21 protein-coding genes are annotated in these 21,337 nt (G+C 73.8%); 7 read left to right on the forward strand and 14 right to left on the reverse strand.

Annotation, left to right across the window (positions count from 1 at the left end; translation table 11 throughout):
• Positions 1-46: 46 nt before the first annotated feature.
• Genes pcaD through ACF08N_RS03035 form a run of 7 tightly spaced genes read right to left on the reverse strand, consistent with a single transcriptional unit; the run spans position 47 to position 6,787 of the window.
• Complete coding sequence (gene pcaD / locus ACF08N_RS03005) at positions 47-1,183, reverse strand: 3-oxoadipate enol-lactonase (protein WP_392322777.1); 1,137 nt, start codon at positions 1,181-1,183, stop codon at positions 47-49.
• Positions 1,180-2,604 carry a lyase family protein gene (locus ACF08N_RS03010; protein WP_392322778.1) on the reverse strand — a complete coding sequence of 475 codons (1,425 nt, stop codon included), beginning with the start codon at positions 2,602-2,604 and terminating at the stop codon, positions 1,180-1,182. The genes pcaD and ACF08N_RS03010 overlap by 4 nt, the downstream gene beginning before the upstream one ends.
• Positions 2,591-3,142, reverse strand: coding sequence for a protocatechuate 3,4-dioxygenase subunit alpha (pcaG, locus tag ACF08N_RS03015; RefSeq protein WP_392322779.1), 552 nt, complete (start codon positions 3,140-3,142; stop codon positions 2,591-2,593). Before pcaG ends, ACF08N_RS03010 begins: the two co-directional genes overlap by 14 nt.
• Positions 3,142-3,906, reverse strand: coding sequence for a protocatechuate 3,4-dioxygenase subunit beta (gene pcaH / locus ACF08N_RS03020; RefSeq protein ID WP_392322780.1), 765 nt, complete (start codon positions 3,904-3,906; stop codon positions 3,142-3,144). Before pcaH ends, pcaG begins: the two co-directional genes overlap by 1 nt.
• A gap of 27 nt (positions 3,907-3,933) precedes the next feature.
• Positions 3,934-5,115 carry a thiolase family protein gene (locus ACF08N_RS03025; protein ID WP_392322781.1) on the reverse strand — a complete coding sequence of 394 codons (1,182 nt, stop codon included), beginning with the start codon at positions 5,113-5,115 and terminating at the stop codon, positions 3,934-3,936.
• 11 nt (positions 5,116-5,126) lie between these two features.
• Positions 5,127-5,915, reverse strand: coding sequence for a CoA-transferase subunit beta (locus ACF08N_RS03030; protein WP_392322782.1), 789 nt, complete (start codon positions 5,913-5,915; stop codon positions 5,127-5,129).
• Positions 5,912-6,787, reverse strand: coding sequence for a CoA transferase subunit A (locus tag ACF08N_RS03035; protein WP_392322783.1), 876 nt, complete (start codon positions 6,785-6,787; stop codon positions 5,912-5,914). Before ACF08N_RS03035 ends, ACF08N_RS03030 begins: the two co-directional genes overlap by 4 nt.
• 150 nt (positions 6,788-6,937) lie before the next feature.
• On the opposite strand from ACF08N_RS03035, the gene ACF08N_RS03040 reads away from it, so the two are divergent.
• Complete coding sequence (locus ACF08N_RS03040) at positions 6,938-7,381, forward strand: MarR family winged helix-turn-helix transcriptional regulator (RefSeq protein ID WP_392322881.1); 444 nt, start codon at positions 6,938-6,940, stop codon at positions 7,379-7,381.
• A 27-nt stretch (positions 7,382-7,408) separates the two neighbouring features.
• Here ACF08N_RS03040 and ACF08N_RS03045 read toward each other — a convergent pair whose 3' ends face one another.
• Positions 7,409-8,788, reverse strand: a complete 1,380-nt coding sequence (locus ACF08N_RS03045; RefSeq protein WP_392322784.1) for an MFS transporter — start codon at positions 8,786-8,788, stop codon at positions 7,409-7,411.
• A 332-nt stretch (positions 8,789-9,120) separates the two neighbouring features.
• Here ACF08N_RS03045 and aroQ point away from each other — a divergent pair, with 332 nt between their 5' ends.
• The 4 genes from aroQ to ACF08N_RS03065 all read left to right on the forward strand — a co-directional run bounded on the left by aroQ (position 9,121) and on the right by ACF08N_RS03065 (position 12,995).
• A complete protein-coding gene (aroQ, locus tag ACF08N_RS03050; RefSeq protein WP_392322785.1) occupies positions 9,121-9,570 on the forward strand; it encodes a type II 3-dehydroquinate dehydratase in 450 nt (149 codons plus the stop codon).
• Positions 9,567-10,421, forward strand: coding sequence for a shikimate dehydrogenase (locus ACF08N_RS03055; protein ID WP_392322786.1), 855 nt, complete (start codon positions 9,567-9,569; stop codon positions 10,419-10,421). The genes aroQ and ACF08N_RS03055 overlap by 4 nt, the downstream gene beginning before the upstream one ends.
• Before the next feature lie 14 nt (positions 10,422-10,435).
• Positions 10,436-12,238, forward strand: coding sequence for a bifunctional sugar phosphate isomerase/epimerase/4-hydroxyphenylpyruvate dioxygenase family protein (locus ACF08N_RS03060; protein WP_392322787.1), 1,803 nt, complete (start codon positions 10,436-10,438; stop codon positions 12,236-12,238).
• 82 nt (positions 12,239-12,320) lie between these two features.
• A complete protein-coding gene (locus tag ACF08N_RS03065; RefSeq protein WP_392322788.1) occupies positions 12,321-12,995 on the forward strand; it encodes a TetR/AcrR family transcriptional regulator in 675 nt (224 codons plus the stop codon).
• Between the two features lie 27 nt (positions 12,996-13,022).
• Here ACF08N_RS03065 and ACF08N_RS03070 read toward each other — a convergent pair whose 3' ends face one another.
• Complete coding sequence (locus ACF08N_RS03070) at positions 13,023-14,057, reverse strand: PHP domain-containing protein (protein ID WP_392322789.1); 1,035 nt, start codon at positions 14,055-14,057, stop codon at positions 13,023-13,025.
• A gap of 342 nt (positions 14,058-14,399) precedes the next feature.
• On the opposite strand from ACF08N_RS03070, the gene ACF08N_RS03075 reads away from it, so the two are divergent.
• Positions 14,400-14,834 (forward strand): subtilase-type protease inhibitor, encoded by a 435-nt coding sequence (locus ACF08N_RS03075; protein ID WP_392322790.1) that lies wholly within the window; start codon positions 14,400-14,402, stop codon positions 14,832-14,834.
• Positions 14,835-14,943: 109 nt separating this feature from the next.
• Here the strand turns inward: ACF08N_RS03075 and ACF08N_RS03080 are convergent, their stop codons facing one another.
• The 4 genes from ACF08N_RS03080 to ACF08N_RS03095 form a co-directional block, all read right to left on the reverse strand.
• Positions 14,944-16,863, reverse strand: a complete 1,920-nt coding sequence (locus ACF08N_RS03080) for an NAD-binding protein (RefSeq protein ID WP_392322882.1) — start codon at positions 16,861-16,863, stop codon at positions 14,944-14,946.
• A 103-nt stretch (positions 16,864-16,966) separates the two neighbouring features.
• A complete protein-coding gene (locus tag ACF08N_RS03085; protein ID WP_392322791.1) occupies positions 16,967-17,833 on the reverse strand; it encodes an ABC transporter substrate-binding protein in 867 nt (288 codons plus the stop codon).
• Between the two features lie 305 nt (positions 17,834-18,138).
• Positions 18,139-19,257, reverse strand: coding sequence for a sensor histidine kinase (locus ACF08N_RS03090; RefSeq protein WP_392322792.1), 1,119 nt, complete (start codon positions 19,255-19,257; stop codon positions 18,139-18,141).
• A 5-nt stretch (positions 19,258-19,262) separates the two neighbouring features.
• Positions 19,263-19,964, reverse strand: a complete 702-nt coding sequence (locus ACF08N_RS03095; protein WP_392322793.1) for a response regulator transcription factor — start codon at positions 19,962-19,964, stop codon at positions 19,263-19,265.
• A 293-nt stretch (positions 19,965-20,257) separates the two neighbouring features.
• Between ACF08N_RS03095 and ACF08N_RS03100 the strand changes: the two genes are divergently transcribed.
• Entirely contained in the window at positions 20,258-20,650 is a 393-nt protein-coding gene (locus ACF08N_RS03100) for a VOC family protein (protein ID WP_392322794.1), read from the forward strand.
• On the opposite strand, the gene ACF08N_RS03105 is transcribed toward ACF08N_RS03100, so the two are convergent.
• Positions 20,590-21,327 carry a helix-turn-helix domain-containing protein gene (locus ACF08N_RS03105; protein WP_392322795.1) on the reverse strand — a complete coding sequence of 246 codons (738 nt, stop codon included), beginning with the start codon at positions 21,325-21,327 and terminating at the stop codon, positions 20,590-20,592. The two genes, ACF08N_RS03100 and ACF08N_RS03105, sit on opposite strands and share 61 nt — an antisense overlap.
• Between the last annotated feature and the right edge of the window lie 10 nt (positions 21,328-21,337).

The raw sequence follows: 21,337 nt of genomic DNA on the forward strand, positions 1-21,337 counted from the left end.
CCACGCATTTTCCGCGCGCCGGGCGCCGGTGTCCGGCTCCCGCCCCTCAGCGTGCCGGGGCGTCGCCTTCGCCGGACTCCGCGAGGGTACGGCGGGCCACGGCGAAGGCCGCGTTGGCCGCCGGTACGCCGCAGTAGACCGCGCTCTGGAGCAGCACCGCGCCGATCTCGTCCGGGGTCAGCCCGTTCCGCACGGCGGCGCGTACGTGCAGGGCGAGTTCGTCCAGGTGGCCGTGGGCCACCAGTGCGGTGAGCGTGATCAGGCTGCGCTCGCGGCGCGTGAGGGTGGGGTCGGTCCAGATCTCGCCCCAGGCGTAGCGGGTGATGAAGTCCTGGAAACGCGCGGTCAGTCGGTCGGTGCCGGCCTGCGCCCGGTCCACGTGCGCGTCGCCGAGGACCGCGCGCCGTACGGCCATGCCGTCGCCGGCGTCGCCCGTGAAGTGGGCGCGCAGGGCGGCGAGTACGGGTGCCGGGCACTCGGCGGGCGCGAGGTGGGAGGCGTGCGGCAGTTCGGTGAGCGTGGCGCCCGGGACGGCGTCGGCGAGTTCGCGGGCGTGTGCGGGCGGGGTCGCCGGGTCGTCGCGGCCGGCGACCACGAGCGTGGGCGCGGTGACGGCGCCGAGGTGCGGGCGGATGTCGTAGGCGGCGAGGGCGTCGCAGCAGGCCGCGTACGCCTGCGGGTCGGCGGCGCGCAGGTCGTCCACCAGCCGTGTCGCGGAGAACCCGGGCGTGAACCAGCGGGAGGCGGCCGTCGCGGCGACGGGTGCGGTGCCCTCGCGGCGTACGAGCGCGGCCCGTTCCCGCCACGGGGCCGCGTCGCCGAAGTGGGCGGAGGAGCAGACGACGGCGAGGCTCTCGACCCGTTCGGGGTGGTGGACGGCGAGCCACAGGCCGACGGCGCCGCCGAGCGAGACGCCCGCGTAGCGGAAGCGGTCGACGCCGAGGGAGTCGGCGAGGTCGAGGACGCGGGCGGCGAGGTCGGCGACGGTCGCGCCGGGGCGGATCAGCGTCGCGGCGGAACCGCCGTGTCCGGGCAGGTCCCACCGTACGACCCGGTGGGTCGTGGAGAGTCCGGGCGCGACGTCGTCCCACAGGGCGGTGGAGGTGCCGAGGGAGGGGCCGAGCACAAGCGGGGGTGCGGTGCGGGGGCCTTCGGCGCGGTGGTGGAGGAGGGTGTCGTTCATCGTCTGTCCAGTGCCCGGTCGGTGAGCGGTCCGGCGGAGCCGGTGCAGCGGGTGGGGTCGGTGAGCTCTCGCAGCCTCAGCCCGGCGAGTCCGGGATCTTCGGCGAGGACGTCCGCGAGGGTCGCGCCCTCCGCGCGGACGCGTTCGGCGGCGCGGGCGAGCACGTCCTTGGCGCGGGCGCGCCCGAGGCGGGGAGCGAGGGCGGCGGCGAGCCGCTCGGAGACGATCAACCCGTCGGTGAGGCCGAGGTGTTCGCGCATCGCGACCGGGTGGACGCGCAGCCCGGCGGCGAGTTCGGCGGCGTCACGGGTGGCGCCGCCCACCAGCCGGAGCAGGTCGCGCAGCGTCTCCCACTCGGCGTGCCAGGCGCCCGCGGGGCGCTCGTCCTCGGCGGCCATGGAGCCGTGGAGCACGGCGGCGAGGGCGGGAGCGCGCCGGGCGGCCGCCGCGACGAGGACGGCCCGGACCGGGTTCGCCTTGTGCGGCATGGCCGAGGAGCCTCCGCCGCTGCCCTCGCCCAGCTCGCCGATCTCGGTGCGCGAGAGGGTGAGGACGTCGGCGGCGGTCTTGCCGAGTGCCCCGGCGGTGAAGGCGAGTGCGCCGGCGAGGTCGGCGACGGGGGTGCGCAGGGTGTGCCAGGGCAGCGCCGGTTCGGCGAGGCCGGTCTCCCGGGCGTACGCGGCGGCGAGGCGGAGCCCGGTGTCGCCGCCGCGGGAGGGGGCGGCGGTGCCGGTGCCGGGCGCGGCCGCGTCATCGGTGCCGGTGCCGGTGCCGGGCCCCGTCGCGTCGTCCGTGCCCGCGTCGGCCCAGGCGTGGAAGGCCGCCAAGGTGCCTGCGGCTCCCCCGAGTTGGGCGGGCAGCGTGGACCGTACGGCCGCGAGCCGGTCCCGTGCATCGAGCACGAGGGACCGCCAGCCCGCCGCCTTCAGGCCGAACGTCGTGGGCACGGCATGCTGCGTGAGGGTGCGGCCGGGCATCACCGTGTCGCGGTGGGCGCGGGCCGTGCGGGCCAGTGCCTCGGCGGTCCGCCCGAGGTCGCCCAGGACGAGATCGAGGGTGCGCGCGGCGACGAGCATGGCCGCCGTGTCGAGGATGTCCTGGCTGGTGGCGCCCCGGTGGACGTACTCCGCCGCCGTCCTCGGCACGGCCGCGGTGAGGTCGGCGACGAGCGGGATCACCGGGTTCCCTCCCGAGCGGGCGCGCAGGGCCAGGTCCCGTACGTCGAACCGGCGCGCGTCCGCCGCTTCGGTGACGGCGCGTGCGGCGTCCTCGGGGGCGAGCCCGCACGCGGCCTGGGCGCGGGTCAGCGCGGCCTCGGCGTCCAGCATGGCCTGGAGGAAGGCCGCGTCACCGGTCGCCGCCTCGGCGGGCGAGCCTGCCGACCCGGGGGCGAGCAGGCCCGCGTCCTCATGCGAAGTCAAGGAAGACCGTCTCCTTCTCGCCCTGCAGGCGGATGTCGAAACGGTACGTACGGTGCGGCCCCGGGGCGGCGATCAGCGTGGCCCGGCGCGCCGGGTCGAGCGTGTCGAGCAGGGCGTCGCCGGTGTCCTCGACGTAGGCGCGGGTGTGGAGGTGGTGGAGCAGGCCGCGCGCGAAGACGGCGAGGGAGAGGTAGGGGACTCCGGCGGGTGGCAGGGTGCGGATCGCCCAGTGGCCGTCGGCGTCGGTGGGGACGCGGCCGAAGCCGGTGAAGTCGACACCGTTGCGGCCGATGACCTTGCCGGTGACGGGGTCGTGGCGCATCGATCCGGGTGTGCCGGTGCGGGAGCCGTCGAGTCCGGGCTGCCACGATTCGACGATGGCGTCCGGGACCGGGTCGCCCCGGCCGTCGAGGACGTACCCGTGCAGGGTGATCGTGTCGGGGTGTCCGGCCGGGGCGACGTCGCCGCCGCCGGGGAACGGCAGGGCGTAGCCGTAGAACGGGCCGACGGTCTGGGACGGGGTGGGAGGGAGCGTCATCAGTCGCGGCCTTCCTCGATCCAGGTGGCGGACGGACCGTCGAGGACGATGTCCCAGCGGTATCCGAGCGACCACTCGGGGACGGACAGGTCATGGTCGTACGCGGCGACGAGCCGCTCGCGTGCAGCGGCGTCGGTCACGGACCGCAGCACCGGGTCGTGGGCGAAGAGCGGGTCGCCGGGGAAGTACATCTGGGTGACGAGGCGCTGGGTGAAAGCGGTCCCGAAGAGGGAGAAGTGGATGTGCGCGGGGCGCCAGGCGTTGACGTGGTTGCGCCACGGGTAGGCCCCGGGCTTGATGGTGGTGAACGCGTACCGGCCCTGGTCGTCCGTCAGGCATCGGCCGAGGCCGGTGAAGTTGGGGTCGAGGGGCGCGGGGTGCTGGTCGAGCTGGTGCGCGTAGCGGCCGGAGGCGTTGGCCTGCCAGAGCTCGACGAGCTGGCCGCACACCGGGCGTCCCTCGCGGTCCAGCAGCCTGCCCTGGACGGTGATCCGTTCGCCGAGGGGCTCGCCCTGGTGCTGCCGGGTCAGGTCGCGGTCGAGCGCGGTGACGTCGGTGACGCCGAAGGCGGGCCCGGACAGTTCGACGGCCTCCGGGTCGCGGACGGGGATCAGCGGCTGCTTCGGGTGGCGGTAGTGGCTGCTGCGGTACGGCGGGAAGTCGCGCGGCGGGTGATGCGGGGCGGCCTGTGCGGCCTCGGCCTTGGCGACCTCGGTGTCGATCTCCCGCTGGCTGAGCCCGTCGGGCAGGGGTTCGGTGGTCATGAAACGCTCCGTGGATACGTGGTGGGGTCAGCGTTCGAGGACGAGCGCGAGGCCCTGGCCGACGCCGATGCACAGTGAGGCGAGGCCGAGGCCGCTCCCGGCGGCGGCCAGCTGGTGGGCGACGGCCCCGGTGATGCGGGCGCCGGACGCGCCGAGCGGGTGGCCGATGGCGATCGCGCCGCCGCGTGGGTTGACGAGGTCCGGGTCCAGCTCGGGGAGTTCGGCGAGGCAGCCGAGCGCCTGGGCCGCGAAGGCCTCGTTCAGTTCGACGGTGGTCAGGTCGCCGAAGCCGCGGCCGGCCTTGGCGAGGGCCTTGCGGACGGCCTCGACCGGTCCCAGTCCGAAGAGTTGCGGCTCCAGCGCGGTGACGGCCGATGCCCGGATACGGGCCAGGGGCTCGCGGCCGGTGGCCGCGAGGCCGTCCTCGTCCACGAGGAGGAGGGCGGCGGCGCCGTCGTTGAGGGGCGAGGAGTTGCCCGCGGTGACCGTGCCGTCCTCGCGGAATACCGTCCGCAGCGTGGCGAGCTTCTCGGTGGAGGTGGTGTCGCGGATGGTCTCGTCACGGCTGAGCGGTACGCCGTCGACGGGCAGGATCTCCCCGTCGTACAGGCCGTTCTTCCAGGCGAGTGCCGCCTTCTCGTGGCTGGCGGCGGCGAAGGCGTCCTGCTGCTCGCGCGTGATGCCGTGCTTGTCGGCGACGAGTTCGGCGCCTTCTCCCAGGGCGACGGTCCACTCGGGGCGCAGCCGTTCGTTGACCATGCGCCAGCCGATGGTGGTGGAGTACAGCTCCTGATGGCCTGCCGGGAAGGCGCGCTCGGGCTTCGGCAGGACCCAGGGGGCGCGGCTCATGGACTCGACGCCGCCGGCGATCGCGACCGAGGCGTCGCCGACGGCCACGGCGCGGGCCGCCTGGACGACGGCCTCCATGCCGGACGCGCAGAGCCGGTTGACGGTGACGCCGGGGACGGTCACCGGAAGTCCGGCGAGCAGGACGGCCATGCGGGCCACGTCGCGGTTCTCCTCGCCCGCGCCGTTGGCGTTGCCGAGGAAGACGTCGTCGATGCGGGCCGGGTCGAGTCCCGGCGTACGGTCGAGCAGGCCGCGGAGGACGAGGGCGGCGAGGTCGTCGGGGCGGATGCCGGACAGGGCGCCGCCGTACTTGCCGACGGGGGTGCGCACGGCGTCGACGATGTAGACGTCTCGTATCAACTCGGGCTCCTTCAGCCGGCCTTGAGGGCGCGGAGTGCGGTCAGCTCCGCGGCCGTGGGCGGCTCGGTCGTGCGCAGGGCGGCCGCGGTCCGCAGCTCCCAGCCGGTGGCGTGGCGCACCTGCTCGACGGTGACGCCGGGGTGCAGGTCGGTGAGGACGAGTTCGGCGGTGTCCGGGTCGGGGCGCAGGATGCCGAGGTCGGTGATGACGGCGACGGGCCCCTGTCCGGGCATGCCGAGGCGGGCCCGGTCACCGGGGCCGCTGCCGTGGCCCATGGTGGTGACGAAGTCGATCTTCTCCACGAAGTTCCGGGTGGAGTGGCGCAGCACCATCAGGACCTTGCCGCAGTTGGCGGCGATCTCGGGGGCGCCGCCGGCGCCGGGCAGCCGGCTCTCGGGGCGGCCGGGACCGCGGTCGATGACGGTCGTGTTGATGTTGGCGAAGCGGTCGACCTGTGCGGCGCCGAGGAAGCCGACGTCGATCCGCCCGCCCTGCAGCCAGTAGTTGAACATCTCCGGCACCGACACCACGGCGTCGGCCGTCTCGGCGAGCTCTCCGTCGCCGATGGACAGCGGCAGCCGGGTCGGCTTGGAGCCGATGGTGCCGGACTCGTAAATGAGCACCAGGCCGGGCTCGGCGGTGCGGCGGGCGAGGTTGGCGGCGGTGGAGGGCAGGCCGATGCCGACGAAGCAGGACCGCGCGCCGGCGAGCGCGCGGGCGGCGTTGACCTCCATCAGCTCGTCGGAGGTGAAGTCCGCGGTGCCGGTGGTGTTGTTGGTTCCCGTGGTGCCCGTGGTCATCGCGCGCCCTCTCCGTTCTTCTCGTCCCTCTTGTCCTGCTCGTCCTGCTCGTCCCTCTCGTCCCGCTTCTCGCGCAGGACGTGCTCCTCGATCCACTGCCGGAAGACGTCCCGGTCGCGGGCGATCGGGTCCCATGCCTTGTAGAAGTCGTTGTCGCGCTCCGAATAGCCGGCCGCGTACGAGGGATGGGCGCCGCCGGGTACGAGGGCGACGGCGTCGATCACCCAGCCGGGCAGGACCACGCCGCCCGGGACGGGCTCCAGCCGGTCGACGATCTCCTCGACCGTGACCAGGACCCGGTCCGCCGCGAGCACCGCCTCCTTCTGCACCCCGGCGAGGCCCCACAGCTGGACGTTGCCGTCCCGGTCGGCCTGCTGGGCGTGGATGACGGTGACGTCGGGGTTGATGGCGGCGACGGCGGCGAGTTCCTCACCGGTGAAGGGGCACGTGACGGTGGAAACGGTCCGCGTCCGCGTGCCGATGTCGCTGCCCCGGTAGCCGCGCAGGACCGCGAAGGGCAGCCGTGCGGCCCCGGCGGCGTAGCGGTTCGCCATGCCGGCGTGGCTGTGCTCGTCCAGCTCCAGGGGGCGCGGCCAGCCGTTCTCCACGGCGTCGCGGAAACGGTGCAGCGAGCCGACGCCGGGGTTGCCGCCCCAGGAGAAGACGAGCTTTCTGACCAGGCCCGCGCCGATGAGCTGGTCGTAGATCACGTCCGGGGTCATCCGGACGAGGGTGAGGTCCGTGATGCCCTGGCGGACGACCTCGTGGGCAGCGGCAAAGGGGATCAGGTGCGTGAACCCCTCCATGGCGACGGTGTCCCCGTCGCGGATCAGCTCCCGCACCGCGTCCCGCAGGCTTCGGATGTCGGCCATCGCCCTTCCCGTTCGCTCGTTCCAGAAATTAGTCAGTGCACTGAGCATCTGACGATGAAGAGAACCCTTGCACTGCGCGCCGCTCCGGTCAAGGCCGTCAGTACACTGAACATCAACCCCCCGACGACCAGTGGAGAAGAGGACTGCACCGTGCGCGCGGTCGACCTGAGCAGCCACCCCGGGCATCTCGCCCGGCGCCTCCAGCAGGCGCACCATCTGCTGTGGACCAGCATGGTGTCCGAGGAGATCACCTCCCCGCAGTTCGCCGTCCTCAACGCCCTGGTGGACGGCCCCGGCCTCGATCAGCGCACGGTCGGCGACCGGGTGGGACTCGACCGCTCGACCGTGGCGGAGGTCGTGGGCCGGCTCTGCCGCCGGGGCCTGGTGGACAAGGTCCGTGACGCGCAGGACGGCAGGCGGTCCCTGCTGCGCCCCACCGACGAAGGCGCTCGCGTGCACGAGAGGATCGCCCGGCGCGCGGCGCGGATGAACCAGGTGTTCCTGGCCCCGCTGACGGCGGCCGAGCAGGACACATTCCTGACGCTCCTGCGGCGTGTGTCGGACGCCGCGGAGGAGCTACGCGGTCCGGCGTAGCCCCTCCGCGCGACCCCGTGGCAGGGGTCAGACCGTCGCTTCGGTACGGGCCTCCGGCCGGGCCGGGGCGTCCTGCCCTGCACCGAGCTCCTCGGTGGGGACGCGGTACGTCTCGCGGCCGGTGGCGACGGCGATCGCGCTGACGGCGCACAGGACCGCCGTGAAGATGCCCACGCCCGTCGGCCCCTGAAGTCCCAGCCAGCCCTCGGGCGAGGCAATGCCGGCCGCCGAGGCGACGGCGAAGCCGGCCACCGCGAATCCGATCTGGGTGCCGATGGCCATGCCGGACACCCGCACCCGGGCGCTGAACATCTCGCCGTACAGCGCGGGCCAGATGGCGTTGGCCGCGGAGTAGACGACACCGAACGTCAGGATGCCGGTGAGGAAGATCAGCGGGTAGCTGCCCGACGCGATGGCCCCGAGGTAGACGAACATCATGACCGGGCTGCCGACGGCACCGATCAGGAAGACCGGCTTGCGGCCGATGCGGTCGGAGAGCGCCGCCCACAGGGGCAGGGCAGCGAGCGCGATCGTGTTGGCGGCGATGCTGACCCAGAGCATGACGGACTTGTCGAGCCCGACCTCGGCGCTGGTCGCGTAGTTCAGGGCCCACACGGTGAACACGGTGCTCACCGTGGCGATGACGGCGGCGCACATCACCCGCAGCACGTCGGCCCAGTGCTGGCGCAGGAGCACGGCGACCGGTGCCTTCTCCACCGCGCCGCCGGCCACGGCGGCCGTGAAGACCGGCGTCTCCTCGACCGAGCGCCGGATGTAGTAGCCGAGGAGGGTGACCGCGGCGCTCAGCCAGAACGGGATGCGCCAGCCCCAGCTGTAGAGCTGCTCGTCGGGAAGCGTGGCGATGGGGAGGAACACGAGCGTCGCGATGATCTGCCCGAACTGCGTCCCGCTGAGCGTGAAGCTGGAGAAATAGCCGCGCCGGCGCGCCGGGGCGTGTTCGAGGGTCATGGAGCCGGCGCTCGCCTGCTCGCCCGCCGCCGACAGCCCCTGGAGCACGCGCAGGAACACCAGGAGGGCCGGGGCCAGGCCGCCGATCTGGTCGCGGCCCGGCAGACATCCGATGAGGAACGTCGCAACGCCCATGAGGATCAGCGTGAACAGCATGATCTTCTTGCGCCCCGACCGGTCCCCGATGTGCCCGAGGACGACGGCCCCGAGGGGGCGGGCCGCGTAGGCGACGCCGAAGGTGGCGAGCGACTGGAGGGTCGCGGTCGCCGGGTCCGACTCGTCGAAGAAGACGTGCGGGAAGATCAGCGCCGCCGCGCTGCCGTAGATGAAGAAGTCGTAGTACTCCAGGGCACTGCCGACCCACGCGGCGACCGCCGCCTTGCGGGGTGTGCCGTGTTCCTCGGGCCCGCCGGGGCGGGTCTGTGTCCGGTCGGTCACGTGGTTCTCCTCGTCGAGTGTCCCAGTAGTGAGGCAGGGGGTGGGGAAGGGGGCCCGCCGGCGTCCCGTCGGCGGCAGGGGGTCACACACGCAGCCGGAGGGGTGGCGGGCTGCACCGCGCCCTACCCGGAGATCGTTTCCGTGGCGTTACGAACTAGATAGTTCATTGCGCGGTGCCGCCATGGTCAGGCGACGGCCATGCCGTGTCAAGGGTTCTTGGCCTGGTCATTTCCTTGCGCCCGTGGCGCTTCGCCGGGCGCTTCCCAAGCCGACGAGGATCGGCTATAAGTAACTCACCAGTTCGTACATTATGGCGAGGGAGCAGGAGTCACATGCCCACCGTGCTGGTCCTCAACGGACCGAACCTCAACCTGCTGGGCCTGCGCGAACCCGAGCTGTACGGCACCGCCACGCTCGCGGACATCGAGGCGCAGTGCCACGCCGTCGCCGCACGCCACGGGCTCACCGCCGACTTCCGGCAGAGCAACCACGAGGGCGACCTCGTCGACGCCGTGCACGAGGCCCGCACCCGGGCCGCCGCCGTCGTGATCAACGCGGCCGGCTACAGCCACACCTCCGTGGCCCTGCGCGACGCCCTCGCCACGGCGGACATGCCGATCGTCGAGGTCCACCTGACGAACATCCACCGCCGGGAGCCCTACCGCCACCGGTCCTTCGTCTCCGAGGTCGCCGACGCCCTGATCTGCGGCGCGGGCGCCCACGGCTACTCCCTCGCCCTCACCCACGTTTCGCACCTCCTGGAGAAGGGCGCAGCAGCATGACCTCGTACCTCGTCGGGCTCATCGGATCCGGGATCGGACCCTCCCTCAGCCCGGCCCTGCACCAGCGCGAGGCCGATCACCACGGTCTGCGGTACGTGTACCGGAAGCTCGACATCGACGGGCTGGGCCTCGGCGCGGACGCCGTCGGCGACCTGGTCCGCACCGCCCGGCGGCTCGGCTACGACGGCCTGAACATCACGCACCCCTGCAAGCAGGCGGTCATCCCCCATCTCGACGAACTCTCGCCGGACGCCGCGGCCCTCGGCGCCGTCAACACGGTCGTCTTCGACGGGGACCGGGCGGTCGGCCACAACACCGACTGGAGCGGCTTCGCGCAGTCCTTCGCCCGCGGCCTGGACGACGCGCCGACACGGCGGGTCGTCCAGCTGGGCGCGGGCGGCGCCGGCGCCGCCGTCGCCCACGCGCTGCTCACCCTGGGCGTCGACCGCGTCACCCTCGTCGACGCCGATCCCGCACGGGCCGCGGCCCTCGCCGCCGGCCTGGCGGCCCGCTTCGGCGAGCACCGGGCCGTGGCGGCCGGCCCGGACGGGCTCGCGCAGCTGCTCGCCACGGCGGACGGACTGGTGCACGCCACTCCCACGGGCATGGCGCAGCACCCCGGGCTGCCGCTCCCCGCGGAACTGCTGCACCCCGGGCTGTGGGTGGCCGACGTCGTCTACCGGCCCCTCGACACCGAACTGCTGCGGCGTGCGGGCGCCTTGGGCTGCCGCACGCTCGACGGCGGCGGCATGGCCGTCTTCCAGGCCGCCCACGCCTTCCGGCTGTTCACGGGCCGTGAGCCGGACGCCGAACGCATGCTCGCCCACATGACCACCCTCGTCACCGCCTGAGCGGAGAAGCAGACATGCGCAAGTCCCTGGCGACCGTGTCCATCAGCGGTTCTCTGACCGAGAAGCTGGAGTCCGCCGCCCGTGCCGGTTTCGACGGCGTGGAGATCTTCGAGAACGATCTCCTCGGCTGCCCGCTCACGCCCGAGGAGATCCGCGACCGCGCGGCCGACCTCGGTCTGACCATCGATCTCTACCAGCCCTTCCGCGACTTCGAGGCGGTGTCCCCCGACCGCCTCGCGGCCAATCTGCGCAGGGCGGAGAAGAAGTTCCGCACCATGGAACGGCTGGGCGCCGACACGCTGCTGGTCTGCTCGAACGTCTCTCCCGACGCGATCGACGACGACGGACTCGCCGCGCGGCAGCTGCGTCTGCTCGCCGAGCGGGCCGCGGCCCACGGCATCCGGATCGCGTACGAGGCACTCGCCTGGGGCCGCCATGTCAACGACTACCTGCATGCCTGGCGGATCGTCCGCATGGCCGACCACCCGGGCCTCGGCACCTGCCTCGACAGCTTCCACATCCTCTCGCGCGGCTCCGACCCGGGCGGGATCGAGGCCCTGCCGGGCGAGAAGATCTTCTTCCTGCAGCTCGCCGACGCTCCGCCGCTGAGCATGGACGTCCTGCAGTGGAGCCGTCACCACCGCTGTTTCCCCGGCCAGGGCGGCTTCGACGTCGCGGGCCTGGTCGCCCATGTGCTGCGCACCGGCTATGACGGGCCGCTGTCGCTGGAAGTCTTCAACGACGTCTTCCGGCAGGCCGACACCGGGCGGACGGCCGCCTGTGCGATGCGTTCGCTGATCGCGCTCGAGGAGTCCGTCGCGCAGGTACTCGGCACCGAATCACCGCTCCCCCGCCCCGCCGAGCCCAGCGGATTCGCCTTCGCCGAACTGGCCACGCGGGACCGGGAGCGCCTCGGTGCGCTGCTCGGCGGTCTGGGCTTCTCCCGTACCGGCCGGCATGCGGCCGAGCCCGTGGAGGTGTGGGAGCAGGGTGCGGCGAGGATCCTGCTCAACGGGGCGGACCCCGGCGACCCGGGCACCTCCCTGGCCGCGATCGGCCTGGAGTCTCCCGACCCCGGGGCGTCGGCCGAGCGGGCACGTTCTCTCCTGGCGCCCGCGCCGCCCCGGCGCCGCGCCCTGCGGGAGGCGCCCATGGACGCCGTCGCCGCGCCGGACGGGACGCGGCTGCTCTTCTGCCGCGCGGGGGACCCGGACCACCCGGACCGGCGCGCCGGCTCCAGCCGGGCGGCACCGCCCGCCGGCGGGATCACCGGCATCGACCATGTGGCACTCAGCCACCCGTGGCACCACTTCGACGAGGCCGTCCTGTTCCACCGCGCCGTCCTGGGCCTGCGCCCGCACGAGAGCTTCGACGTCGCGGACCCGTACGGGCTGCTCCACAGCCGCGCCATGTCGAACGAGGCCGGGACCGTACGGATGGTGCTCAACATCGCCCGCCTCGGGGACAAGGACCTGCCGCGGCAGCACGTGGCACTGGCGACCGGCGACATCGTGGCCGTCGCGCGGCGGCTGCGCGCCCTGCCGGACGTGCTGCTGCCGATCCCGGACAACTACTACGACGACCTCGAAGCCCGTTACGACCTCGGCCCGGAGCGCCACCGGCAGCTGCGCGAGCTGGGGTTGATGTACGACCGGGACGAGGGCGGGGAGTTCCTCCACTTGTACACCGCGACCGTCGGGCAGGTCTTCTTCGAGATCGTCGAGCGGGTCGGCGACTACCGCGGCTTCGGTCTGCCGAACGCGGCCGTGCGGCTGGTCGCCCAGCACGCACCCGCACCGGACCGCAGCGCCGCGTAGCGAGCCGGCCGGGTACCGGCCTCGGGTGGCCGGGGCCGGTACGCCTACCATGAAGGGTCAGCGCGTCGACCGGTGGAGCCTCATGACCTCGCATCCCGCACCTCAGGCCGGCCGGGAGCGTCAGCGGGACGCCGACCGGACGAAGGCGGAGATCCTCGACGTCGCCACGCGGGAGTTCGCCCGGCGCGGCTACACCGGGGCCCGGGTCGACGAGATCGCGGCCCTCATGCGCACCACCAAGCGCATGATCTATTACTACTTCGGCAGCAAGGAACAGCTCTACACCGCCGTGCTGGAGAACGCCTACGCCGAAGTGCGGTCCGCCGAGCGCGCCCTCGACGTCGACCACCTCCACCCGGTCGAGGCGATCCGCACCCTGGCCGAGCTGACCTTCGACCATCACGACGCGCACCCGGACTTCATCCGGCTGGTGAGCATCGAGAACATCCACCAGGCCGAGCACATCCGCAAGTCGCCGGTGCTCGCGAGCCTCGGCACCCCCGCCCTGGACCTCATCACCAAGATCCTGCGGGCCGGCCGGGAGAGCGGTCACTTCACCGCCACGGCCGATGCCACCGACGTCCACATGGCGATCAGTTCCTTCTGCTTCTTCCGGATCTCCAACCAGTACACGTTCGACGCGCTGTTCGGCCGCGACCTGACGGCGGCCAAGCACCGCACGCGGCACCGCCGCATGCTCGGGGACATGATCGTCGCCTACCTGACCGGCGGGGCGGCGCCGGGGCCGCGCGTCTGACGGGTGCCGGCGCGTCCGACGGGCGCGTCAGGCGCCGTCCGGCGGCCTGCGGGTGCGGGTCCACTCCGTCAGCTGGTCCGCCGTCCACGTGTTGATCACCCGCTCCGCCGGTACGCCGCACTCCTCCGCGCGCGAGCAGCCGATGATCTGCCAGTCCAGCTGGCCGGGTGCATGTGCGTCGGTGTCGATCGCGAACAGGACCCCGGCGTCCAGGGCGCGGCGCAGCAGCCGCAGGGGCGGATCGCGGCGTTCGGGGCGGCTGTTGATCTCGACGGCGGTGCCGTGCTCGGCGCACGCGGCGAAGACGCGGTCGGCGTCGAACCGCGACTCGGGCCGGGTGCCCCGCCCGCCGGTCACGAGACGTCCGGTGCAGTGGCCGAGCACGTCGGTGAGGGGGTTCTCGACGGCACGGAGCATACGGCGCGTCATGGCCGGGGCGTCCATGCGGAGTTTGGAGTGGACGGAGGCGACGACCAGGTCGAGGCGGTCGAGGAGTTCGGGCTCCTGGTCGAGGGTGCCGTCGGGGAGGATGTCGCATTCGATGCCGGTGAGCAGCCGGAAGGGCTTCCATTCCTCGTTGAGGCGCTCGACCAGGTCGAGTTGGGCGAGCAGCCGCTCGGCGGTCAGCCCGCGCGCGACCGTGAGGGTCGGCGAGTGGTCGGTGAGCACGGCCCATTCGTGGCCGAGTTCCGCCGCCGTGCGGCCCATCTCCTCGACGGGGCTGCCGCCGTCCGACCAGTCCGAGTGCAGATGACAGTCGCCGCGCAGGGCCGCGCGCAGCCGGGCGCCGCCGTCGGCGAGCGGCTGGGCGGCCTCCTCCTCCAGGCGTTGCAGGTACGCCGGGGTGCCGCCCGACAGCGCCTCCTGGACGACCTTGGCGGTCTTCGGACCCACACCCTTGATCCGGACCAGCGTGCCGTCCGCCGCCCGCCGGGCGATCTCGTCGCGGTCGAGCTCCGCGAGGGCCGCGGCGGCGGTGCGGAAGGCCCGTACGCGATAGGTCTCGGCACGCGTGCGTTCCAGCAGAAAGGCGACTCGGTCCAGCGCTTCGACCGGTTCCATGGCACCTCCCAGGTCCCCTGCCCAGTGAACCCTGGAGCCGTGGAACAGTCCAACGCTGAGCGACGAAGGCATGAATTCCATTCCGCCTTTCAATCAACGCTTCAAGTATCGGTTCGCCTTACCTTTTCTTGATCAACCAAGCTGAACGTCTTTCTTCGGCCGTTTCGGTCGCTTACTGAACCGCTGGCCGGCGGGGCCACCACCGTCACAACCTGCCCATGACGGGTCACACCGGGTGACCGGTTCCGTGCGGGGGCGCGAGCGCATTCGGGAGAGGTGAGCAAGACTCCGCTCCGGCTTCCCCGTCCGATTTCCGAAACCACCACCCAGGGAGTGTTCGACATGCGGTACATCGCGAGAAGTCTCGTGCTCGCCACCATGGCGCTCGGCATTGCCGTCGCGCCCGGCACGGGCAGCGCGGGCGCGGCACCGACCGGCACGCAGAGCCTGTACGCCCCCTCCGCGCTGGTGCTCACCGTGACCGCCGGCGACGACGCCCTGAACGGCAGTGTGCTCCGCGCGGTCACCCTCAGCTGTGCGCCCACGGCGAGCGGCACCCACCCCGACCCCGGCGCCGCCTGCGCCGAACTGCGCGCCGGCGGAGCCCGGTTCGAGTCGATCGTCGGCGCCGGCAGCGGCGTCATGTGCACGAAGCAGTGGGACCCGGTGACCGTCACCGCGGACGGCGTGTGGGACGGCAGGCGGGTCGGCTTCGCCCACACCTTCGGCAACACCTGCGCCAAGGAAGGCGCCGACGGCGTGGTGTTCGGCTTCTAGGGAGCCCGCGCGGTATCGACGTCCGCCCGGGGGGCGGAGTCCGTGGCCACGGCGCGTGAGCGCCGTGGCCGCCTTTCGTCCACCGCGGTCGGTGAAACGGGGTGCTTGTTCAGCGGTGCCCGCCGGACGTGCGGTGCCGCCTGCCCAGCAGTTCGGCGAGCCCCCGCCGGGTCGCCGCCACGACCACCCGGTCCTCGGCACGCAGCACATAGCCGGGATGCAGGTCCCAGACGAGTCCGGCCGCGCCGTCCTCACCCGAGCGGCGGGCGGTGGCCAGATCGGGGCGCCGGTCCCCGGGAGATGCGGCGTCCAGGGCGATCACGCGCCAGCGGCCCGGCCGGAACGCCTCCGCCACCGTCAGCCCTTCGAGCCGCGGCTGGCCGGCGACCTCCACGGCGGCGAACAGCAGCACCTTGCGCTCGACCGGGACGGCCCCCAGGATCTGACGCCCCATCATGGCGCCCGCGAAGGCCGGGGCCGCCAGGGTGGACACACTGCGGCTGCGGGTCAGGGCACCCGGATGGGCGGACCGCAGGCTGCGGTAGACGGCGCTGGCGAACTCGTCGTCGTAGATCCGCAGGGCGACCCGCAGATCGGGCTTGGCGGACCGCGCGTACAGGGCGGCCTCCAGGTTCGTCGTGTCGACGCTGGTGAGCGCGAGGAGGGCATGCGCCCGGTGGATCTTCGCGGCCTCCAGCACGCCTTCCTGGGTCACGTCGCCCATCACGGTCGGCACCCGCAGGCGCCGCACCAGCGGGATGCCGCGCGCCTCGGGGTCCTCCTCGACGCAGACCACCGGGATGCCGAGCTCCCTCAGCTGCATCAGCACCCTGCTGCCGATCTTGCCGAGACCGAGCAGCACGACATGGCCGGACAGCCCGCGCGGCGGCCGGCGCAGCGAGGAGGCGCTGCGGAAGGTGCCGAGGGCCTCCAGCGCGGCCGCGACGGTGAGCGGCAGCAGCAGCAGTCCGGCGAACCCGGTGAGGAGCTGGAGGACCTGACGGTCGGGGTCCGCTCCGTGGGCGGGGTCGCCCATGCCGAACAGGTCGAGCAGGATCAGGTAGACCGCGTGCAGCGGATGGTCGCCGGTGGTGAGCCAGGTGGCGACGCCGAGGCCGACGACGGCGGCGCCGAGCCCGGCGAGGGACCAGCGCAGCCGCCGTGAGAACAGCCGGCCGAGCGGTGCGCCCCGGCCGGACAGCGGTCCGGGAGCGCGGCCCGGTGCCGAGTGCGAGATGGCCTCCAGGACGACGGTGCCGCGCCCGGTGGCCTCCGCGACGCTGCGGTCGTCGGGCAGCAGCCGGGGGCCGTCCTGTCCGCTGCGGTCCGAACCCTCCGCGCCGGCCGGGTCGTTGGTGGTGGACGAGAGCAGCGCGAGGGTGCACAGCCCGGGGTCGGCGACCTCGCCCCGCGCGGGCGGGGTGCGTTCCACGGCACGCAGCAGGAGGCCGTCGGCCCGGACCACCTTGCTCGTCCCGGCGACCGCGGTCGCGGCAAGGGCGGGTGCCGCGGTGTCCGCGTCCGACAGGACGGTCGTGGAGGCGTCCAGCTTGTCGGGGTCGAGACCGGGGTCGGCCAAGGCGGCGGCCTGGTCGAGGAGTTGCTCCAGGTGCTGGCCGAGTTTGCGGTTGTAGAGACGGATCACCAGCCGCAGACGCGGGTTGAGGCGGCGGGCGGCGAGCGCGGCCCGGATGTTGGTCTCGTCGTCCTCGTGGACGAGCGCCAGGGCGGCGGCGTCGCCCACCCCGGCCTCCAGCAGCACGTCCTCGTCCAGCTGGGGTGTCTCCAGCACGCGCGGGAGATCGGGCGGCGGGGTGTCGCCGGGTGCGACGGGCGGGGCGACCGCGCGGGTCATGGCGGCCGACACCCGCCCGAACAGCGCCGAGCCCCTGACCCTGCCCGGCAACGACGGCTCGGAACCTCTCGACGACCCCACCGCGGGCACGACGAGGGTGACCCGCTCCCGGTAGACATCGCGCAGCTCGGCGGCGAGCCGGTGCGCCAGGGTGTCGTCGCCGCACACGATCATGTGGCCTGGGGTGAGGGGCGGTTGCGTCTGGTGCGGGAAGGTGGAGGTCACACCCCATAGAGTGCCGTGCGCGGGCGGGCGGTTGCGACGGGGGTCGGGCCGCTCACGCCTCCAACGCCTCGGCGACCGCGGTGAAGAATTCGGCGTGGGCTCGGGCGCTGAAGGCGAGTTCCGGATTCCACGGCACGACGCGCGAGCGTGCGCTGACGACCCGCCAGCCATCGGACCGCGACAGGCGGTTCTGCGGCACGGCATTGGCGCGTACGTCCACGAGCACGACGTCGGGCTCCAGCCGCTCGGCCGCCGTCCAGTCGGCCGTGGACCAGTTGACGCCCGGACCGGCGCCCGGCGCGGCCATGCGCACTCCGTGGTCCGCGAGGGCCCGCAGGTCGGGCCACGCGGTGGGCCTGGCCAGGTGCACGCGGTCGTCGTCGGCGGGCGACAGCGCGAGCACGCGGGCCCCGGGCGCCCGGCCGGCCGCCGCGCGCAACCGCTCGCGCGCGCCGGTCAGTCCGGCCGCCGCCGTGGCGTCCTCGCCGGAGCCGAGCGAGGCGGCCAGCGCGCCGAACCGCTCCCGTGTCCCGTCGAACGAACGCCCCTGCCCGACGTCCAGGACGACGAACGGAACCCGCTCCTCCAGGTGCTTGGCCGTGTCGGGGTCCAGACCGTAGACCTGGTCGGAGCCGTACGCCACCGCCACGACCAGGTCGGGCGCGGTGCGCAGGACGTCGTCGGCGCTCAGTCCGGGACCCCGGCCGAGGTAGTCGACGCCGCCGAGCGGCAGCCGGCCGGCCTTGGCCGGGTCGGCCTCGGCGCCGTCGTGGGCGGAGCCGAACAGGCCCGTCGGCCGTAAGCCGTGGTCGTGCAGGGCGGCCCCCGCCTGTATGTAGGCGGTGATCCGCGCCGGAGTGCGCGGCGCGGCGGCCAGGCGGCCGCGGTCGTCCAGGAACTGCCATCCGTCGTACGCCATTGCGCCTCCACTCGGGTCCTCGGCACCGTGCGTCGCCGAGTCCCTGCCCCGGCGGGACCCTTCCTACGCGCCGGGCCGCCGCTCAGCGGTCGAGCTGCGGCTGACCGCCCGCCCGGAGGACGAGCACCGTCGGCTCGGCCTCGTCCAGGGCGCGGAAGTGGCCCGCGAACCGGTGCTGTTCGGGGCCCGAGGAGGTCCGGCAACGCGAGGCGGCCCAGGCCGTCGTCGAGCCGAATGCTGCTCTCGGCCGTAGAGGTCACCGGGGCACGGCGACGTGTCCGCCGGGCGCGTTCCGCCCGGCCCGGCTACCCGGTCGCCGCCGTGGTCGGCAGCGACACCTCGAAGCGGCAGCCGCCCGACACGTTGCGCACGTCGGCGCGGCCGGAGTGCGCCTCGACGATGCCGCGGACGATCGCGAGGCCGAGGCCCGCACCGGCCGGAGGCGTACGGGCCGGGGAGCCGCGCCAACCCGTGTCGAACACCCGGGGCAGGTCCTCCTCGGGGATGCCGCCGCAGCCGTCGGTGACGGACAGGACCACCCAGTCCTCGCGGCGTTCGGCGGCCACCGCGACCGTCCCGTCGGCGGGGGTCCGGCGGATCGCGTTGACCAGGAGATTGGCGAGGACCCGGGTCATCTCCTTGCCGTCGACCTCGACGGGCAGCGGCTCCACGCCGTCCCCGACCAGGCGCACGCCGCACTCGCGGGCCAGCGGGTCGGCGCCCGCGAGCGCCTCGCCGACCAGGTCGTACACGGACATCCGGGTCGGGGTGAGGGACAGCGCACCGGCGTGGATGCGGGAAAGTTCGAACAGGTCGCCGACCATGGCGTTCAGCCGGTCGACCTCGGTGCGGATCTGGCGGAAGTACCGCTCCGGGTCCTGGACGACGCCGTCCTCCAGCGCCTCCGACATGGCACGCAGCCCGGCGAGCGGGGTGCGCAGGTCGTGGGAGATCCAGGCGACGAGCTCGCGCCGGGAGGTCTCCAGGGCGCGCTCGCGCTCCCGGGAGGCGGCGAGCCGCTCGCTGGTGGCGGCCAGCTCCCGGCTGAGCTCGTCGAGTTCGGCGGTCGACGGTCCGCCCGGTGCGGCGAAGGAGCCGCCGTCGCCGAAGGAGCGTGCCGCCCGGGCGAGTTCGCGGCTGCGGGCGACGACCCAGCGGCCCAGCAGCAGCGCCGTGGCGAGCGAGACGACCGCGGCCATGGCCACGACCATGGTGACGACGGTGAGGTCGTGCGCCGACAGGAACATGGCCTGGGCGACCGCGAGCGTCCCCGCGAGCATCGCCGTGACGGTGACGGCGGCGACGACGGTCAGTGAGACGGCGACGGAGCGGTGCCGCAGGACCCGCAGGACCAGGGCGCCAGCGACGCCGGCCGCTGCGGCGCCCAGGAGGGCGTACAGCGCGATGAGCAGCATGTCCCGCACGGCGGTCAGTCCTCCTCGGGCACGTCGAAGCGGTAGCCCACGCCCCACACGGTCTGGATGAGGCGCGGCCGGGCCGGGTCGTCCTCGATCTTTCCGCGCAGCCGTCGCACATGGACGGTGACGGTGGACAGGTCGCCGAACTCCCAGCCCCACACCTCCTGCATCAGCCGCTCCCGGCCGATCGCCTCCCCCGGGTGCCGCATCAGGTGGGCGAGCAGGTCGAACTCGCGCAGGGTCAGGGCCAGTTCGCGGCCGTCCTTGACCGCGCGCCGGGCCGCCGGGTCCAGTTCGATGCCCCCGGCCGCGAGCACCGGACCGCCCCGCCGCTCCCCCGCCACGCTGCCCCGGCGCAGCACGGACTCGACACGCAGCACCAGCTCGCGCGGGCTGAACGGCTTGGTCACGTAGTCGTCCGCCCCTATCTCAAGCCCGAGGATCCTGTCGTCCTCGTCGCCGCGGGCGGTCAGCATGATCACCGGTACGGGCGGGACCGTCCCCTCGGCCCGCAGCCTGCGGCACACCTCCAGGCCGTCCATGCCCGGAAGCATCAGGTCCAGCACGACGAGGTCGGGCCTGCGCCCGGCGGCGAGCCGGAGCGCCTGGGGCCCGTCGGCCGCGCGGTCCACGGCGAAACCGGCGCGTTCCAGATAGCCGGTGACCACCTCGGCGACGGTGGGATCGTCGTCGACGACCAGAATGGTGTGCATAGGGCCAGTGTCCTCGCCCCCGGTGCCGCTGATCGACGGTGCCGCCTTACGAATTCGTGACACCGGCACCCCGCCGCGGGGCCGGGGGTACGTGTTCGGGACCGCTGCGGCCACCGGTCGGCGTCCGATGCCTTCGGGACGGCGGCGTCCGCGGCCGGCGTGCGGCGTCCGCGCCCGGCGTCGGCGTGCGGCGTCCGCGCCCGGCGTCGGCGTGCGGCGTCCGCGCCCGGCGTCGGCGTGCGGCGTCCGATTCGTTCAAGACCGCCGCGTCCCGGCCGCCCTACCGTGACGGCATGACTCCACGACTCGATGCCGTCGGCCTCGTCGTCTCCGACATGGCCGCCTCCCTCGCCTTCTACCGCCGCCTCGGCCTGGACGTCCCCGCCGGCGCGGACTCCGCCCCGCACGCGGAGGCGACGCTGCCCAGCGGACTGCGGGTGCTGTGGGACACCGAGGAGACCGTCCGCTCCTTCGATCACGGCTGGACCGCCCCGTCCGGCGGCGACCGGACCGGGCTCTGCTTCCGGTGCGAGAGCCCCGCCGAGGTCGACGCGGTCTACGACGAGCTGGTCTCCGCCGGATACCGGGGACACCTCAAGCCGTGGGACGCGGTGTGGGGGCAGCGTTACGCGGTCGTGCTCGATCCGGACGGCATGGGGGTCTCCCTCTTCGCCGACGCCGCGTAGGCGCTGAGAGTGATCCCGGCGAGGGCGCGCATCTCCCGGGCCAGGTGCGCCTGGTCGGCGCAGCCCGCCGCGAGCGCCGCCTCGGCGTAGGGGACGTCCCGGCGGACCAGCGTGAGCGCGCGCTGGAGCCGCAGGATGCGGGCGAGTGTCTTGGGGCCGTAGCCGAAGGCGTCCAGGGAGCGGCGGTGGAGCTGCCGGGCACCGAGTCCGGCCGCGTCCGCCGCGGCCGCGACGGTGCCGCCCGCGTCCAGATGGCCGACGACCCGTGCGAGCAGCGGGTCCGGCGGCGGGGTGCGGGCGGCACGGGCGAGCGCCACGGCCTCCAGTCCGGCGGCCGGGCCGGCGGCCTCGGCGACACGTTCGGCGAGCCGGCGCGCCGTCGCCGCGCCCCACAGATCGGCCAGCTCCACCCGCCGGTCGCGCAGTTCGCGAGCCGGGACGCCGAAGAACGCGGGCGCGGCGCCGGGCGCGAAACGCAGGCCCGCCCAGAGCGTCCCGGCCCCGCCATCAGGGGTGTGCGCGGTGGTGTCGGGGCCTGCGACGAGCAGCCGTCCCCCGTTCCACAGCAGGTCCATGCAGCCGTCGGGGAGCACCGGATGCACCGGGCCGTCGCCGCCTCCGGCGGTCCTGGTCCAGACGACGGCGCCGTCCAGCCGTGAGGACCGTTCCTGGTACATACGACCGAGG

The sequence above is a fragment of the Streptomyces sp. NPDC015127 genome (genome assembly GCF_043080095.1).
Lineage (GTDB): Bacteria > Actinomycetota > Actinomycetes > Streptomycetales > Streptomycetaceae > Streptomyces.

Coding starts and splice junctions, on each gene's coding strand:
- pcaD (WP_392322777.1), bottom strand. CDS start 1,183: ATGAACGACACCCTCCTCCACCACCGCGCCGAAGGCCCCCGCACCGCA.
- ACF08N_RS03075 (WP_392322790.1), top strand. CDS start 14,400: ATGCGGTACATCGCGAGAAGTCTCGTGCTCGCCACCATGGCGCTCGGC.
- ACF08N_RS03095 (WP_392322793.1), bottom strand. CDS start 19,964: ATGCACACCATTCTGGTCGTCGACGACGATCCCACCGTCGCCGAGGTG.
- ACF08N_RS03055 (WP_392322786.1), top strand. CDS start 9,567: ATGACCTCGTACCTCGTCGGGCTCATCGGATCCGGGATCGGACCCTCC.
- ACF08N_RS03035 (WP_392322783.1), bottom strand. CDS start 6,787: ATGGCCGACATCCGAAGCCTGCGGGACGCGGTGCGGGAGCTGATCCGC.
- ACF08N_RS03070 (WP_392322789.1), bottom strand. CDS start 14,057: ATGGAACCGGTCGAAGCGCTGGACCGAGTCGCCTTTCTGCTGGAACGC.
- pcaH (WP_392322780.1), bottom strand. CDS start 3,906: ATGACCACCGAACCCCTGCCCGACGGGCTCAGCCAGCGGGAGATCGAC.
- ACF08N_RS03100 (WP_392322794.1), top strand. CDS start 20,258: ATGACTCCACGACTCGATGCCGTCGGCCTCGTCGTCTCCGACATGGCC.
- ACF08N_RS03065 (WP_392322788.1), top strand. CDS start 12,321: ATGACCTCGCATCCCGCACCTCAGGCCGGCCGGGAGCGTCAGCGGGAC.
- aroQ (WP_392322785.1), top strand. CDS start 9,121: ATGCCCACCGTGCTGGTCCTCAACGGACCGAACCTCAACCTGCTGGGC.
- ACF08N_RS03085 (WP_392322791.1), bottom strand. CDS start 17,833: ATGGCGTACGACGGATGGCAGTTCCTGGACGACCGCGGCCGCCTGGCC.
- ACF08N_RS03030 (WP_392322782.1), bottom strand. CDS start 5,915: ATGACCACGGGCACCACGGGAACCAACAACACCACCGGCACCGCGGAC.
- ACF08N_RS03080 (WP_392322882.1), bottom strand. CDS start 16,863: ATGATCGTGTGCGGCGACGACACCCTGGCGCACCGGCTCGCCGCCGAG.
- ACF08N_RS03060 (WP_392322787.1), top strand. CDS start 10,436: ATGCGCAAGTCCCTGGCGACCGTGTCCATCAGCGGTTCTCTGACCGAG.
- pcaG (WP_392322779.1), bottom strand. CDS start 3,142: ATGACGCTCCCTCCCACCCCGTCCCAGACCGTCGGCCCGTTCTACGGC.
- ACF08N_RS03105 (WP_392322795.1), bottom strand. CDS start 21,327: ATGTACCAGGAACGGTCCTCACGGCTGGACGGCGCCGTCGTCTGGACC.